Here is a 15468-nt window from a genome sequence, read left to right as displayed (position 1 = left end):
CAAGGGCCACAACCGCCGCACGTGCGCGCAGGAGGCCCCGCAGACCTCAGCGCGTGCGGAAGGTCCAGCTCGCCCGCTGGATGCCCGGCTTCTGCGGGTCCTGGTCGAGCGCGTTGCCGTGGGTGTCGCGGACCTTCGAGGTCACCACGACGCGGTAGGTCGTCCCGGGCTGCAGGCGGCTCCTCGGGGTGAGCGTGAGCCGCGCGCGCCGGGCGTCGTACGACAGTCGCGCGGGCACCCGCGCCGCCCGGCCCGCACGGACCAGCCGGACGCTGGCGCGGGTCAGGGTGGCGGCGCGGATCTTCGTGGAGAACGTCACCCGGATCGAGGTCCCCCGGCTCACCCGGGTCGCACCGGCGCTCGGGGCGGACGCCTGCACGGCGGGCGCCTGTGCCGCGGGCGGGACGGGGGTGGGCGTCGGCGCGGGGGTGGGTGTCGGGGTCGGGGTCGAGGACGTCCGCCACAACGGGGTCACCCAGTAGCTGGAGCTGCGGAAGCCGTCGGTGGGGTAGGTGCACGGGGCGACGTCGTAGCAGTGCAGGCCGTTGGGGGCGGAGGCCGTCGCGCGCAGCGCGGTGATCGGGCCGCGGGTCAGCGCGCGGTCGAAGAAGTCGTACTGGAAAGCGTACTTCGTGCCGGGCGTGTAGTAGGACGCGATGTAGGTCTGGCCGGGCGAGATCGCGACGGGCTGCGCGAAGACCAGGTCCTGCCAGCCCTTCTTGCTGGTCTGCGCGAACGTGCCGGTCGCGATGCGGTTGCCGAGGCCGTCCCAGAGGGAGCCGGTCACCTGGCCCGGGTCGACGCGGTAGACCCGCACGCCGACCACGGTGACGTCACGCGCGGTCTGGAACGCGGTGCCGAGCTCGACGCCGTTGCGCCAGTCGTTGGCGGTGCAGAAGCCGCGCTCGCCGAGCTTCCACCGGCCGCAGTCCCCGGCCTCCAGGCCGGCGCTGAAGTCGGTGTCCCAGAGGCCGACGGCGTCCTGGGCGGAACGGTGGTCCGGGGCAGGCGCAGCCGTGGTCGGCGCCACGCCCGCCGACGCGAGCACCACTCCTGCCAGTGACGCGACGAGCGTCCTGATCCCCATGTCTCCCCAACCGCGTGTGAATGTGAGCGGAACCTAACAACTCACCCCAAGGGGTGGGAGCGGAACGGGCTGATCGGCGCTGGTGGTCTAGCCGCGCTCGAGCTCGACCGCCTCCGGAGTGTGCAGACGCACCATGAACCGTCCGGCGTGCACCGGGACCGACGCACGGGTCAGCCGCGAGACCACGACCATCGTGACGAACGACGCCGGCACCGACCAAGCCGCGGGCTGTCCCAGCAGCGCCTCGGCCCAGCCGCTCGAGGGCGAGGCCCCCAGCGTCCACGCGACCGCCGCGCCCGACCCGAGCCCGCCCACCAGCAGCCCGGCCACGGCGCCGGCCGGCGTCAGCCCGCGCCACCAGATGCCGAGCATCAGCAGCGGTGCGAACGTCGAGGCCGTCACCGCGAACGCCAGCCCCACCGTCCGGGCGACCGCGACGTCCTGGGCCGGCAGCGAGGCCAGCAGGGGTACGACGACCGCGATCGCGGCCGCCACCCGGAAGGCGGCGACCCCGCCGAGCCGGTAGCGGCCCCAGCGCCGTCCGGTCACGTCCTGCGACAGCACGCCGGCGACGGCGATGGTCAGCCCCGAGCTCGTCGACAGGAACGCGGCGAACGCGCCGGCGGTGACCAGGCCGGTGAGGACGGACCCCGCCGCCCCGGGCACCATCAGGTGCGGCAGCTCGAGCACGAGCACGTCGGACCGTCCGTCGACCAGCTCGCCGGCGTAGATGCGGCCGAGGGCGGCGTACACCGGCGGCAGGACGTAGAAGATCCCGAGCAGCACCAGCACCGCGAGCGTCGTGCGACGCGCGGCCCGGCCGTCGGGGTTGGTGTAGAAGCGCACGACCACGTGCGGCAGCCCCATCGTGCCGAGGAAGGTCGCGACGATGAGCGAGTACGTCGTGTAGAGCCCGATGCCACCGCCGGGGGAGGCCAGCGGCACCGACCACGACTGCGGCGCGGCCCGCGTCGGGTCGGGCGCGCCGTCGCTCGCCCAGACCGCCAGCAGCACGAAGACCGGCACCAGCAGGGCGGTGAGCTTGAGCCAGTACTGGAAGGCCTGCACGAAGGTGATCGAGCGCATGCCGCCCGGGCTCACCGACGCGAGCACGACCAGCGCCACGACCAGCGAGCCGGCCCAGGTGGGCGCGTCGATGGTCGCGCGCAGCGTCACCCCGGCACCCTGGAACTGGGGCAGCAGGTAGAGCCAGCCGATGCCCACGACCAGCACCGAGCACAGCTTGCGCACGCCCCGCGAGCCGAGCCGTGCCTCGGCGAAGTCGGGCAGCGTGTAGGCGCCCGAGCGTCGCAGCGGGGCGGCGACGAGCACGAGCAGCACGAGGTAGCCGGCGGTCCAGCCGACCGGGTACCAGAGCATCTCCGCGCCGAAGGTGAGCAGCAGGCCCGCGACGCCGAGGAAGGAGGCGGCCGAGAGGTACTCCCCGCCGATCGCGCTTGCGTTGAGCCGCGGCCGCACGGTGCGCGAGGCCACGAAGAAGTCGCTGGTCGTCCGCGAGATCCGCAGGCCCCAGGTGCCGATCGCCAGGGTCGCGAGCGAGACCAGGACGACGGCGACGACGCCGGGCACGACGTCGGTGCTCACCGGGCGTCCTCGTCGGGGAGCACCGAGCCCACGAGGTCGGCGAAGTCGCGCTCGTTGGCCTCGGAGCGGCGGACGTAGAACCACCCGAGCAGCACCAGCCACGGGTAGGTGAGGACCCCGAGGAGCAGCCAGGCGAGCGGCATCGAGCCGACGTGGACGTCACGCAGCGAGGGGACGAGGTGGAACAGCACCGGCAGCAGCCCGAGGCTCAGGGCCAGCCCGACCAGCACGCGAATGGCGAGCAGCAGCTGCTCGCGCAGCAGGGACCGCATGAACACCTCGCCGAGGGCGGTCTCGGCGTCGATCTCGCGCGTCCCCGTGGACCGTACGACGTCCGCGCGGCGCCGCGGCGGCCCGGTGACCCGCACCCGGGGAGGCGGCTGCTCGCTCATGTCTCGCGCCGGGTCAGCACCGACCGCAGCTCGCGTGTGTGCCGCCGCGAGACCGGCAGCTCGGTGCCGCCGATGACGACGCTCACCCGGCCACCCTCGCTGCGGACCTCCTCGACGTGGGGCAGCGCGACGAGGACGGAGCGGTGGATCCGCACGAAGCCGGCGGGTGCCCACTGCTCGGCCAGCGAGCTGAGCGGGGTGCGCACCAGGTGGGAGCCCTCGGCGGTGTGCAGCCGCGCGTAGTCGCCCTGCGCCTCGACGTGGGTGATCTCGGAGCGGTTGATGAACCGGGTGACGCCGCCCCGCTCGACCGGGATCTGCACGTCGCCCGACGGCGCCGGGCCGCCGGCCTCGACGACGCGTCGTACGGCCTCGGCGAGGCGCTCCTCGCGCACCGGCTTGAGGACGTAGTCGACCGCCCGGAGCTCGAAGGCGGCGACGGCATGCTCCTCGTGCGCGGTCACGAACACCACCGGCGGGGGCTGCTTGAAGCGCGACAGCACCTGCGCGAGGTCGAGGCCGGTCAGGCCGGGCATCTGGATGTCGAGGAAGACCGCGTCGACCTCCTCGGCCTGCAGCACGCGCAGCGCCTCGGTCGCGGAGTCGCTGCCCCGCACCTCGCCGATGCGTGGGTCGCGCCCGAGCAGGAAGGTGAGCTCGTCGAGCGCGGGACGCTCGTCGTCGATGACGAGGACCTTGAGCAGCGGGGTGGCGGTCATACCTGGACTCCGGGGGCGAACTTCGGCACCCGCACGATGACCTTCGTGCCGGCGCCGGGCGCGGTCTCGACCACCAGACCGTAGTCGTCGCCGTAGGCGTTGCGCAGCCGGGCGTCCACGTTGCCCAGGCCGACGGAGTCCATCGAGGTGTCCCCGGCGAGGGCGCGCCGCACCCGTTCGGGGTCCTCGCCGGTGCCGTCGTCCTCGACCTCGATCACGCACTCCTGGTCGAGGTCGCGGGCGGTGATGGAGAGCCGGCCGACGCCGTCCTCCTTGTCGGCGCTGGCCTCCAGCCCGTGGCGCACGGCGTTCTCGACGAGCGGCTGGATGCACAGGAACGGCACGGCCACGGGGAGCACCTCCGGGGCGACCTGCAACGTCACGTGGAGCCGGTCGCCGAAGCGCGCCTGCTCGAGCAGGAGGTAGCGCTCGACCGAGCGGAGCTCCTCGGCGAGCGTCGTGTACTCGCCGTGGCGACGGAAGGAGTAGCGGGTGAAGTCGGCGAACTCGAGCAGCAGCTCGCGGGCCCGGTCGGGGTCGGTGCGCACAAAGCTGGCGATCGCGCCGAGCGAGTTGTAGATGAAGTGGGGGCTGATCTGCGCGCGCAGCGCGCGGACCTCGGCCTCCATCAGGCGGGTGCGGGAGGCGTCGAGCTCGGCCAGCTCGAGCTGCCCGCTCACCCAGGACGCCACCTCGTCGGCCGCCCGGACCAGGCCGCCGGTCGTGTGGGGCGCACCCACGACCAGTGCCCCCACGAGCGTGTCCTCGACGACCAGCGGGCTCACGATGGCCTGCCGCACCTGGCAGCCCCCGTCGTCGCACACCAGCGTGCGCTCGTCGACGATCATGGTCCGCCCGGTCTCCGCGACCTGGCTGATCGTGGCCGCGAGCTGGCTGCGGTGGTGGCCCCCGAGCCCGTCCCACGCGAGCAGCCCGCTGGTGTCGCCGAGCCCGGCGGCGGGGGTGCCGAGGAGCGCCCGCAGGTGGCGCACCGACCGCTCGGCGCTCGCCGAGGTCAGGCCCTCACGCAGCGCCGGGCTCGCGAGGGAGGCGTTGTGCAGCGCACGGAAGGCGGCGCGGTCGGCCTCGCCGCCCAGGGACGTACGCCGCCACCGCCATCTCGCCACGGGGCGACAGTAATCCCGTCAGCGCTCGCAGCGGCGCTCCCGCTCGGCGGTGCAGCGGTCGCGGCCCTTGCCGCCGTCGGCCTTGTCGCGGCCTCCGCCACCGAGCAGCACGTCGTTGCCTCCGCGGCCCTCGAGGGCGTCGTTGCCGCCCTGTCCGTCGAGCCGGTCCTTGCCCTGGCTGCCGCGGATCCGGTCCTTGCCCGGGCCGCCGTAGGCCACCACGCGGCCGGAGCAGTCGAGCTCGTACTCCTCCCACCACGGGTCGCCCGAGACGTGGGTGAGGTAGTCGTGCCCGCGTCCGCCGCGCAGTGCTGCCCGGCAGGCATTGGCGACGAGGCGGTTGCCCCGGTCGTTCCCGACAGCGATCACGCGCGGCCCCATCAGGACGGCGTCCTCGATGCCGACGGCGTCGGCCCTCTCGCCGTTGCCGGACCACAGCGTGCCTTGCTCGAGGTCGACCCCCAGCACGCCGTCGTCCACCGCGGCGACGATCTCGTCGCGGCCCTGACCGAGGTCGACCCGGCTCCCGCTGTCGAGCTCGCCGCGCACGCGGACCTGGTCGTCGCCGTCGGACGTCTCGGCGCGCAGGAGGGGGTGTCGTCCCTCGCAGCAGCCCGGTCGCAGCTGCTGGAGCTCGAGGACGTCGTCCCCGGTCGTGCCGCGGTAGGAGACCTCCTCGTCGTGGACGCCCAGCTCGAGGGCCTCGAAGTAGGAGAACCGTGCCTGGAGGCTGCCGTCGAACTCCTTCGGGCTGATGCCGTCGATGGTGCCGGCGGCCATGTCGACGTACATCTCGACGTAGGCGATCGAGGAGGTGGTCTCCAGCGTGTCCAGCCCGGCGCCGCCCGTGACGAGGCCGTCGGGTGCGGTCTGCCAGGTGAAGAGCTCGACCCGGTCGTCGCCGGCACCGGTGTCGACGACGTCGGGGTTGGTCTCGTAGTAGGACGCGCCCGTTGCGACCCGGTCGTCCCCCTCGCCGGTGTGCACGACGTCGCGCTCGTCGTCGACCGCGTCGGACGCCTCCGGGCCGGTGGTGACGGTGTCGGCGGCAGGACCGCCGACGAAGGTGTCGGCGCCGAGCCCGAGGTCGGTCGTGACGTAGAAGCCCCGCGGGGCCGCAGTGGTGTCGACCGTGTCGTTGCCCGGCCCGGCGTCGACGCTGAGGAGGTTGATGTTGCGGCCGCCGGTCACGCAGATCAGGTCGTCACCGCCGAGGCCCGCGACGTCGCCGGACGTCCCGGTGACGATCACGTCGCGTCCCTCGGTGCCGGTGAGCGTCGGCGTGGTGCCGACGAGGGTGGCGGCCTCGCCGCGGCAGGTCTCTGCGGCCGCGCTCGCGGGCGCGGTGGGCGTGAGCAGGGCCAGGCCCAGCAGCGCCGATGCGGTCAGTGTCGTCGTACGTCGCATGCGTTCCCCCGTGGAAGCAGTCAGCGGAAGTCGATGAGCAGCATGTCGGTGTCGGTGCCGTCGCTCACGACCGGTCCCTCCTGTGACGGCTCGTCCGGGCCGGAAGTTGCCGGCTCGTCACCATCGACCACGACGGCGCGGTAGCAGCGGGTGACGTAGGGGATCTGCATGCCGTCCATGCCGCGGCCGTAGTCGTCGTAGAAGGCGAGCACCTGTGCGAGGTGGCGCTCCTGCTCCTCCTCGTCCATCACCAGGAAGCTCGAGCGGGAGCGCGCGAGGTCGAGCACGGTCTCGCGGTTGACCTCCTGCCAGTGCTTGAAGCTCGCCTCCTCGACGAAGCCGAAGAGGTCGCTGTGCACGAGGTGGTCGGCGGAGCTGGTGTCGAGGTCCTGGCGGCCGAGGAGATCGCCCATGCGGCGCACCCACGGGATGCGCTCGTCGCGGCTGTTCCACACGAGGGCGACGTGGCCGCCGGGCTTGAGCACGCGCGCGATCTCGGGGAGTGCCGACTCGGGGTCGAACCAGTGGAACGCCTGCGCCACCACCACCACGTCGACCGACCGGTCGTTGGCGGGGATCTCCTCCGCGGTCGCCACCTTCGCGCTCACCTCCGGCACCCGGTCGCGGAGCACCTCGAGCATGGCCTCGTCGGGCTCGGTGGCGAAGACCGCGTGCCCCTGGTCGACGAGCGCCCGGGTGAGCTTGCCGGTGCCGGCCGCCAGCTCGAGCACGACCTTCGCCTCGCCGCCCGCGAGCCACGCCACCGCCTCCGCCGGGTACGACGGCCGGCCGCGGTCGTAGGCCTCGGCGACGGACCCGAAGGACCGAGCGCGGTCGACCGGGGCGGGGGCAGCGGGGAGTTCGTCGCTCATCGCGGACAGGCTACAAGCGCGGCCGCACCGGCCTCAGCGGCGTGCCTCGCAGCGACGCACCGTCTCGCCCTGGCAGGTGTCGCGTCCCGACCTGCCGTCGACGAAGTCCCTTCCGGGACCGCCGATGAGGCGGTCGGGGCCGTTCGAGCCGGTGAGCGTGTCCTTGCCCGGGCCGCCCAGGAAGCGCACGCGGGGCGAGCGGTCGCAGTCGACGCGGCCGAGGTCCACGGTGGCGTCGAGGGCGGTGATGATGTCCTTCCCGCCCAGGCCGTGCGCGGTCGCGCGGCAGGCGAGGACGGACACGTCGTTGGCGCCGGTCGTGCCGAGGACCTCGACGTCCGGTGCGACGACGGTGGCGTCCTCGAAGCCGCGGGCCGCGATCGTGACCTCGCCCTTGCCGCGGCCCGTCGAGAGCCGGCCCTTGCGGAGGTCGAGGTCGACGTCCGACACGCCGGCCATGCCGAGGTCCAGGCGGTCGGTCCCGCGCCCGCCGCTGAACGAGGCGTTGTCCTTGGTCTTCTCCAGGGAGACGACCCGCAGCTCGTCGTCCCCCGACCCGAGGGACACCTGGAAGAGCGTCGAGCTCCGCAGGCCGTCGAAGAACAGCGAGTCGTGGCGCCCGGTGCCACCGAAGCTGAAGCGCGTCAGCCCCGGGTGGGAGGTGACGGCGAACCGCGAGAAGCCCGCGATGGGCTGCAGCGGCGCCCGGGTCATGGCGAGGGTGCCGAGGTCGGCGTTGATGCTCACGCCCCACGCCTCCACCGGGTCCAGGCGGAGCATGCTGTCGTCCCCTCCGTCCAGCGCTCCGGCGCCGGTCGCGACGCCGTACCAGGACAGGTCGACCCAGCCGGCCCGCACCTCGTCCGGGTTGGCCTGCTGCGTCTGGCCCGAGACCACGACGTCCTCGCGGAGGCCGCGCGAGCCCGTGTCGATCACGTCCCGCCCGCCGTCCAGGTGGTCGCCGGAGAGGACACCGGCGTGCACGACGTCCCAGGCCGCCGAGCCGACGTAGCGGTCGTCGCCCTCGCCCAGGACGCTCTCGCTCCCCGCCACGGCCGCGCTGGCGTCCACGGTGTCGTTGCCCGTGCCTGCGTCGACCACGGGTCGGGCCCCGCCGGTCACGCACACGAGGTCGTCGCCCCCGAGCGCGAGGACGCGCGTCGCGCCCTCGGTGGCGATGACGTCGCGGCCCTCGGTGCCGGTCAGCGTGCCGGAGGCGTCGCCGGGGCCGCTGCGCGTCACCGCCTGCCCCTGGCAGGTGGACGGCGCGGCCGTGGCCGAGGTGGCCGGCAGCAGCGTGGCGCCGAGGAGGGCGCTGGCGAGGAGTGCGGTGGTGGTGCGGTGCATGGATGTGTTCCCCCGTGGTCGTTGGTCGTGGCGCAGGTTACGCGGTGGGATGCCGCGACCGGGCGAAAGGTTGCCGCGACTACCGTCCTCCCCATGACCGACCCGCTCGCCTGGCTCACCGACCTCGAGGGCGTGCGCTCGGCCTACGCCGGGACCCGCGACGGGATCGACGTGATGCTCCGCGACCGCGGGCTGCGGCGTACGTCGCCGGAGCTGACCGCGGAGTCCCTGCTGCGCGGCGCCCACGCGAGCGCCGTGCTCGAGGGGTCGGCGTCCTCGCTGGAGGAGGTCCGGGCAGGCGACGGCGACGAGATCGCCGCCGACGCGGTCCGGCTCTCGGCGTCGATGCTCGCGCTGGCCCCGCTGCTGAAGACCGCACCGCTGCAGGCGATCGCCCGGCTGCACACCGTCGTCGCGTCCTCGTCGCTGTCGCCCGACGAGCTCGGCCGGCCGCGCGACGCGGCGTCGGCCGACCGGCTGCGCGGGGTGTCCGAGCTGCTGCTGTCCGGGACGGAGGCGCCGGCGCTGCTGGTCGCGGCGGTCGCGCACGCGGACGTAGCGACGGCCGCGCCGTTCGCGTCGCACAACGGGATCGTGGCCCGCGCGCTCGAGCGGCTGGTGCTGGTCTCGCGCGGCGTCGACGCGAAGTCGCTGGTGGTGCCGGAGGCCGGGCACCTGGCGCACCGGGCGGCGTACGAGTCGAACCTGCGCGGCTACTCGCAGGGCGGCCCGAGCGGGGTGCACTCGTGGGCGCTGTACGCCGCCGAGGCGTTCGCGGCGGGCGCCGAGGCCTCACCGCTGCGCGGGTGAGGCGCGAGCGCAGCGAGCCTCGAAGCCACATGCGAGCGGCACCCGCTCACGTGGATCGGGTGCCGCCGCTGACACGTGATGCCGTGGCTACCAAGCGTGCTCTTCTCAATCGCTGCCTCGGGCAGATCCCGATCGGCCAGCACCCCATCGGATGGGTGGATCGCCGCGTGGGTACCCGGTACACGTGCTGTCTCTTGAGTTGCTGACTCTGTTCTAGCCCGCCCCGCAGGGGTCTTCAAGGGTTGACTTTCCGCAGCGCCGGTGGGTGCACGGGGATCCGGCGCAAAGTCGTCAGGCCTCGAGCCCGCGCCGCTTCCGGTTGGCCCAGATGACCCCCCCGGCGGCCATCGCGCCGCCCACGGCGAGGGCGGCGAGCGTCGGCTTGGCGGGCGGGACGGGCAGGTGCCGGCGCAGCGCCACCGGGCGCACGAAGAGGAGCACCGGCCACTCGTGCGCGAGCGCGATGCGACGCAGCTCCTTGTCGGGGTTCACCGCGAACGGGTGGCCGACGACCTCGAGCATGTGCACGTCGGTGACCGAGTCGCTGTAGGCGTAGGACTCGGACAGGTCGTAGCCGACCGTGTCGGCGAGGTGCTCGATGGCGCGCGCCTTCTCCTCGGCGTAGGCGTAGTAGTCGATGTTGCCGGTGTACTTCCCGTCGACGATCTCCATCCGGGTCGCCACGACCCGGTCCGCGCCGAGCATCCGGCCGATCGGCTCGACGACTTCCGCACCGCTGGCCGAGACGATGACGATGTCGCGCCCGGCTGCCCGGTGCTCCGCCATCAGCGTGACCGCCTCGTCGTAGACCAGCGGCTCGACGATGTTGGTGATCGTGTCGGTGACGATCTCGCGCACCGTGGCGACGTCCCAGCCGGCGCACAGCTGCGACATGAAGGCGCGCATCTTGTCCATCTGGTCGTGGTCCGCGCCGCCGGTGAAGAAGACGAACTGGGCGTACGCCGAGCGCAGCATCGCGCGCCGCGAGATGAGTCCACCCGCCTGGAACTCGCGGCTGAAGGCCAGCGTGCTCGACTTGGCGATGATCGTCTTGTCGAGGTCGAAGAAGGCCGCGGTGGGGCGGGGCATGCCGTCATCGTAGGGGGCATCCGGCGGGGATCCCGGGCCTCCAGGCGTCCACAGCCTGCTCCTGGCAGCGGTGCTCCACAGGGCCGCGGGTCCGGGACGGCGCGGTGGGGGACGTGAGCCCGAGGCTGGCGCGCATGCCCGTCCTCCTCGTCACCGCATCCGCTCCCGTCCACGACGCCGTGCTGCCGCTGTGCGCCGCGGCCGGGGTCGACGCCGAGGTGTGTCGCGACCCCGTGCTGGCCCTGGCCGGCTGGGCCGCCGCCGACCTGGTGCTGGTGGGCGCCGACGTCGCGGAGGACCTCGCCGCGCTCGCGCCCGCGCGCCGGCAGGGCGTCCTCCTGGTGGGCCCCACGCCGCAGGACGCCGCCTTCCGGGCCGCCGTGCTGCTCGGGGCGCAGTCGGTCGTCGACCTCGACACCGCGGCGGAGTGGCTCGTCGAGTCGCTCACCGACGTGGGCGAGCGGGCCTCGCCCGGGCGGGTCGTCGGGGTCGTGGGTGGCTCGGGCGGCGCCGGTGCCACCACCCTGGCGTGCGCGCTGGCCCAGTGGAACGCCGGCAGCGCCCGCACCCTCCTCGTCGACACCGACCCGCTCGGTCCCGGGCTCGACCGCCTGCTGGGGATGGAGGCGGAGACTGGCGTCCGGTGGGAGGGGCTGGCCGAGACGGCGGGGCGGCTCGGCGCCCGGGCGCTGCGCGAGGGCGTGCCGCGGCGCGACCATCTCGGCGTGCTGACCTGGTCGGGACTGCGGCGCCGGCTCGACCTGCCGACCGTCCGACGGGTGCTGCCGTCCGCCGTGCGCGGGCACGACCTCGTCGTCCTCGACCTGGCGCGCCACGGGGAGTCGCTCGCCGAGCTGGTCGACCGGTGCGACGACCTGCTCGTCGTCACCCCCGCGACGGTGCCCGGCCTGGCCGCCACCGCGCGGCTCGTCGGCCTGCTCGGCCGTGACGGCCGGGGCGGGCGCGCCGGCCTGGTCGTGCGGCCCGGCGGGCTGGGCGACGCCGACGCCGAACGAGTCACTGGACTCCCGGTGGTGGCGGCCCTTCCCGACCAGCGCGGGCTCGCCACGTCCGTCGACCGAGGCTGGGGGCCGCTGACCGGGCGCGGCCCGCTGGCCCGCGCGGCGCGCGACCTGCTCCGGGAGGCCGCATGAGCACGCCGGTGCCGACGGCGGTCCTCGACGACGTACGCCGTCGGCTGGCCGGCGCCGCGGGCGACCTGACGCCGCACCGGGTGGCGGAGGCGCTGCGGGCGTCCGGCTCGCCGGTGGGCGACGCCACGGTGCTCGCCGTCCACGACGTGCTGCGCCGCGACGTGCTCGGCGCCGGCCCGCTGGAGGAGCTGCTCCGCCTGCCCGACGTCACCGACGTGCTCGTCAACGGCCCCACCGACGTCTGGATCGACCGCGGGCGGGGGCTCGAGTCCGCCTCGGTCACCTTCCCCGACGACGCGTCCGTGCGCCGGCTCGCCCAGCGGCTCGCCGCCTCGGCCGGGCGACGGCTCGACGACGCCACGCCGCACGCCGACGTGCGGCTTCCCGACGGCACGCGCTTCCACGCCGTCCTCGCGCCGGTCGCCCGGTCCGGGACCGTCATCTCGCTGCGCGTGCCGCGCGGCCGGGTGTGGACCCTGCCCGAGCTCGTCGCCGCCTCCGCACTGCCGCCCGAGGGCGCCTTCCTGCTCGAGGAGGTCGTCGACGCGCGCTGCGCCTTCCTGGTCACCGGCGGCACCGGGACGGGCAAGACCTCGGTCCTCTCCGCCCTGCTGTCGCTGGTCGACCCCGGCGAGCGGATCGTGCTCGTCGAGGACGCCAGCGAGCTGCGGCCCGAGCACCCGCACGTCGTCGGTCTGGAGGGCCGGCCCCCCAACATCGAGGGTGCCGGCGAGATCACCCTCCAGACGCTCGTGCGGCAGGCGCTGCGGATGCGGCCGGACCGGCTCGTGGTCGGGGAGGTGCGCGGCGCCGAGGTCGTCGACCTGATGGCGGCGCTCAACACCGGGCACGGTGGTGGCTGCGGGACCCTCCACGCCAACTCGGCGGCGGACGTCCCGGCCCGCGTCGAGGCGCTGTCGCTGGCCGCGGGCCTGCCGCGCGAGGCGGCGCACAGCCAGCTGGCGGCCGCGCTCGACGTGGTGATCCACCTCGGCCGGGGTCGCGACGGTCGGCGTCGGGTGCTCGAGCTGGGGGTCCCCGAGCGCGACGACGACACGGGCCTCGTCTCGCTGCGCACCGCCGCGACGTTCGAGCCCGACCGGGTCGTCCGGGGGCCTGCCGCGCCGGTGCTCGCCCGTCGGCTCGAGGCGGTCGCGTGGTGAGCGCCTGGGTCGCGGCCGTCCTCCTCGGGGGAGCGGTGGCGCTGCTCCTGCCGGGGCCGGCCGCGACGTCCGCGCCTCCCCGGCCGTCCCGCCTGCCGCGGTCGCCGCGCGGCCGGCGGCGCCGGCGTGCGGCCGACCAGGCGGCGGTGCTCGAGGTCTGCGACCTGCTGGCCGCCGAGCTCGCGTCCGGGCAGCCGCCCGGCACCGCATTGCAGGTGGCGGGCGAGCAGTGGCCGCCGTTGCGGTCCGCCGTCGACGCCCACCACCTCGGCGCCGACGTGTCGCAGGCGTTGCGCGAGCTGGCGTCGGCCAGGCCCGGCGCCAGCGACCTGCGGTGGGTGGCGGGTGCCTGGCAGGTGGCGCACCACTCCGGCCACGGGCTCGCGGCCGCTCTCGAGCGCACCGCGGCGGGCCTGCGAGCCCGGCGGCGCACCCGTCGCCTGGTCGACTCCGAGCTCGCGTCGGCCCGGGCGACCGCACGCCTGGTCGCGTGCCTGCCGCTGGCGGTGCTGCTGATGGGGTCCGGCGCGGGGTCCGACCCGTGGGGGTTCCTGCTGGGCACGCCGGTCGGGTGGGCGTGCCTCCTCGCCGGGATCGCCCTCGTCGCGCTGGGGCTGTGGTGGATCGAGCGGCTGGCCGACCGGGCGGCCGCCCCATGACCTGGCTGGCGGCGGTGTGCGCGTCCCTCGCCGTCCTGCTCTGGCTGCCCCCGGGCCAGCGCACGCCCCGGCGCCCCACGTCGTCCGGCCCGCCCCTCCGGGCGATCGGCGTCGTCGGGGCGGGCGTCGCCGCGTGGCTGTTCGTCGGCGGCGCCGCGGGTCCGGTGGCAGGCGTGGTCGGCGCCGCCGGTGCCTGGTGGACGCTGTCACGCGTCGAGCCGCCCGGGGCACGCCGCGAGCGCGAGGAGGTGCAGCGCACCCTTCCGCACCTCATCGACCTCCTCGCCTCGACCCTGCGCTCCGGCGCCGACCCCGTCGCCGGGCTGGCACAGGTGTGCGACGCGCTGCCCGGTGCGGCCGCCGAGCGGCTCGCCCCGGTGGTCGAGCACGCCCGCTGGGGCGCCACCGCGGCCGAGGCCTGGCGGGCGGTCGGCGACGACGAGCAGCTCGCACCGCTGGTGCGCGCCATGGTGCGCTCGTACGCCTCGGGCGCCTCCGTGGTGGACCTCGTCGAGCGGCTGGCCGACGAGCTGGAGCGCGAGGGGCTCGCCCAGGCCGAGGACGCCGCGAGGAGGGTCGGGGTCGCGGCCGCCGTGCCGCTCGGCGTCTGCCTCCTCCCGGCGTTCCTGCTCCTCGGCGTCGTGCCGACCGTCGCCTCCCTCTTCGGCACGGTCGCCCCGTGAGCGCGCGTCGAGCCGCGCGTGGGCCGCGAGACGTCCACAGAGCCCGTCGGCCGGGGTCCGTCCACAGCGTGCGGACCGAGCGCGTGCGGACCCCGGGGCCGGGCGCCCATCGTCGTCTGGGACGGGACTCGACCGCAGCCCCGCACGACCTCCAGGAGGACAGATGACCACCCTGCCCACGACCACGCCGCGCGACGACCGGGGCATCACCACGGCGGAGTACGCCGTCGGCACCGCGGCCGGAGCCGGGTTCGCCGCCCTGCTCTACAAGCTGCTCACCGGGAGCTTCGGCAACCAGCTGCTCGGCCGGCTCTTCGACCACGTCATGGGCCTGCTCGGCATCGGCTGATGAGGGTGCGTCGTCACCGCGAGGAGGGCGCGACCACGGCCGAGCTGGCGCTCGGCATCCCGCTCCTGGTGGCCCTGGCGGCCGGCCTGGTGTGGATGCTGGCCGTGGGCGCGGCCCAGGTGCGCGTCGTCGACGCGTCGCGCGAGGCGGCCCGGGCAGTGGCCCGCGGTGACGACGTGGCCGCGGCCGAGGCCGTGGCACTGCGGATCGCACCGGAGGGCGCGCACGTGCGCGTCGTGCCCGGTGACGGGCAGGTGGTGGTCACCACCAGCGCGCGGGTGCGCGGGCCGGGCGGGCTGCTGGCGTCGCTCCCCGGGGTGACGGTCTCCGACGAGGCGGTGGCCCTGGTGGAGGACCCGTGAGGCCGCGGACGGACGGCGGCGGTGCCACGGTGCTGGTCGTGGCGGTGGCCGGGCTGCTGGTGTTCGTGGCGATGGGGCTGGCCGCGGCCGGGGGCCTGGTGACGGCCCAGCGCCGGGCTCAGGCGGCCGCCGACCTCGCCGCCCTCGCCGCGGCCACGAGCACGGGCGACCGGTGCGCCGAGGCCACCCGGGTCGCAGTCCTCAACGACGCGATCGTGGCGGACTGCCGGGTCGCCGGGCGCGAGGCCCTGGTGGCGGTGTCGGTCGCCGGTCCCGCCGTGCCCTGGCGGACGGTGCGCGTCACCGCCGAGGCGCGGGCCGGACCCGCGCGGGCTCAGGTGCGGGGGTCGCCGTCGTTGTCGCCGTCGGCGCGCCGCTCGGCCTCGACGCGCTCGAGCTTCTGGTTCAGCTCGGTGAGCTCCTTGCGTTCACGCCGGTGGGCGAGGCTGCGCTTGGTGCCCCACTTGAGGATCGAGAAGCCCCAGAGGATCGCCGCGCCCGCGGCGACGCCGATGAAGAACGACTCGAGCGTGCTGACGTCGAACCCGAGGAGCTCACCGCCGCTGCCCGGCTCGCTCACGAACACGGCCGAGAGGATCGCGATGCCGCCGAGGATGATGAGGGCGAGTCCGAGGATGACCAT

General features: G+C 75.0%; 17 protein-coding genes and 1 pseudogene. 8 read left to right on the top strand and 10 right to left on the bottom strand.

Translation table 11 applies throughout. The features are described 5' to 3' along the window. Window positions 1-46: 46 nt before the first annotated feature. From Q9S36_RS22345 to Q9S36_RS22310, 8 genes are all read right to left on the bottom strand, one after another. Window positions 47-1087 carry a DUF4082 domain-containing protein gene (locus Q9S36_RS22345; protein ID WP_311287058.1) on the bottom strand — a complete coding sequence of 347 codons (1041 nt, stop codon included), beginning with the start codon at window positions 1085-1087 and terminating at the stop codon, window positions 47-49. Window positions 1088-1174: 87 nt separating this feature from the next. Next, the gene (locus Q9S36_RS22340; RefSeq protein WP_311287057.1) at window positions 1175-2692 is read right to left on the bottom strand and encodes a cation acetate symporter; all 1518 of its coding nucleotides are present in this window, start codon (window positions 2690-2692) and stop codon (window positions 1175-1177) included. After that, a complete protein-coding gene (locus Q9S36_RS22335) occupies window positions 2689-3084 on the bottom strand; it encodes a hypothetical protein (RefSeq protein WP_311287056.1) in 396 nt (131 codons plus the stop codon). The genes Q9S36_RS22340 and Q9S36_RS22335 overlap by 4 nt, the downstream gene beginning before the upstream one ends. Continuing rightward, entirely contained in the window at window positions 3081-3803 is a 723-nt protein-coding gene (locus Q9S36_RS22330; protein ID WP_311287055.1) for a LytTR family DNA-binding domain-containing protein, read from the bottom strand. Before Q9S36_RS22330 ends, Q9S36_RS22335 begins: the two co-directional genes overlap by 4 nt. Continuing rightward, window positions 3800-4930, bottom strand: a complete 1131-nt coding sequence (locus tag Q9S36_RS22325) for a histidine kinase (RefSeq protein ID WP_311287054.1) — start codon at window positions 4928-4930, stop codon at window positions 3800-3802. Before Q9S36_RS22325 ends, Q9S36_RS22330 begins: the two co-directional genes overlap by 4 nt. An 18-nt stretch (window positions 4931-4948) precedes the next feature. Then, complete coding sequence (locus tag Q9S36_RS22320; protein ID WP_311287053.1) at window positions 4949-6337, bottom strand: hypothetical protein; 1389 nt, start codon at window positions 6335-6337, stop codon at window positions 4949-4951. A gap of 20 nt (window positions 6338-6357) precedes the next feature. Next, on the bottom strand, window positions 6358-7209 hold the full coding sequence (locus tag Q9S36_RS22315) for a class I SAM-dependent methyltransferase (protein WP_311287052.1): 852 nt from the start codon (window positions 7207-7209) through the stop codon (window positions 6358-6360). Window positions 7210-7242: 33 nt separating this feature from the next. After that, window positions 7243-8556 (bottom strand): hypothetical protein, encoded by a 1314-nt coding sequence (locus tag Q9S36_RS22310; RefSeq protein ID WP_311287051.1) that lies wholly within the window; start codon window positions 8554-8556, stop codon window positions 7243-7245. Between the two features lie 93 nt (window positions 8557-8649). Here Q9S36_RS22310 and Q9S36_RS22305 point away from each other — a divergent pair, with 93 nt between their 5' ends. Further along, window positions 8650-9366 carry a hypothetical protein gene (locus Q9S36_RS22305; RefSeq protein WP_311287050.1) on the top strand — a complete coding sequence of 239 codons (717 nt, stop codon included), beginning with the start codon at window positions 8650-8652 and terminating at the stop codon, window positions 9364-9366. 291 nt (window positions 9367-9657) lie between these two features. Here Q9S36_RS22305 and Q9S36_RS22300 read toward each other — a convergent pair whose 3' ends face one another. Then, window positions 9658-10455 (bottom strand): HAD-IB family hydrolase, encoded by a 798-nt coding sequence (locus tag Q9S36_RS22300; protein ID WP_311287049.1) that lies wholly within the window; start codon window positions 10453-10455, stop codon window positions 9658-9660. 134 nt (window positions 10456-10589) lie between these two features. Here Q9S36_RS22300 and ssd point away from each other — a divergent pair, with 134 nt between their 5' ends. From ssd to Q9S36_RS51655, 7 genes and pseudogenes are all read left to right on the top strand, one after another. Further along, complete coding sequence (gene ssd / locus Q9S36_RS22295) at window positions 10590-11609, top strand: septum site-determining protein Ssd (protein WP_311287048.1); 1020 nt, start codon at window positions 10590-10592, stop codon at window positions 11607-11609. Then, on the top strand, window positions 11606-12772 hold the full coding sequence (locus Q9S36_RS22290) for a TadA family conjugal transfer-associated ATPase (protein WP_311287046.1): 1167 nt from the start codon (window positions 11606-11608) through the stop codon (window positions 12770-12772). Before ssd ends, Q9S36_RS22290 begins: the two co-directional genes overlap by 4 nt. Further along, window positions 12769-13431, top strand: a complete 663-nt coding sequence (locus Q9S36_RS22285; protein ID WP_311287045.1) for a type II secretion system F family protein — start codon at window positions 12769-12771, stop codon at window positions 13429-13431. The genes Q9S36_RS22290 and Q9S36_RS22285 overlap by 4 nt, the downstream gene beginning before the upstream one ends. Beyond that, complete coding sequence (locus tag Q9S36_RS22280; protein ID WP_311287044.1) at window positions 13428-14114, top strand: type II secretion system F family protein; 687 nt, start codon at window positions 13428-13430, stop codon at window positions 14112-14114. The genes Q9S36_RS22285 and Q9S36_RS22280 overlap by 4 nt, the downstream gene beginning before the upstream one ends. Window positions 14115-14277: 163 nt before the next feature. Beyond that, a complete protein-coding gene (locus Q9S36_RS22275; RefSeq protein WP_311287043.1) occupies window positions 14278-14463 on the top strand; it encodes a DUF4244 domain-containing protein in 186 nt (61 codons plus the stop codon). Further along, complete coding sequence (locus tag Q9S36_RS22270) at window positions 14463-14825, top strand: pilus assembly protein (protein WP_311287042.1); 363 nt, start codon at window positions 14463-14465, stop codon at window positions 14823-14825. The genes Q9S36_RS22275 and Q9S36_RS22270 overlap by 1 nt, the downstream gene beginning before the upstream one ends. After that, window positions 14822-15139 (top strand): annotated as a pseudogene (locus tag Q9S36_RS51655) (Rv3654c family TadE-like protein); the annotation flags it as partial. The gene Q9S36_RS22270 and the pseudogene Q9S36_RS51655, both read left to right, overlap by 4 nt. A 20-nt stretch (window positions 15140-15159) precedes the next feature. Here the strand turns inward: Q9S36_RS51655 and Q9S36_RS22265 are convergent. Further along, window positions 15160-15468, bottom strand: a complete 309-nt coding sequence (locus Q9S36_RS22265; RefSeq protein WP_311287041.1) for a hypothetical protein — start codon at window positions 15466-15468, stop codon at window positions 15160-15162.

This window comes from Microbacterium sp. ARD31, assembly GCF_031844425.1.
This window is presented reverse-complemented; position numbering and strand designations above follow the sequence as displayed.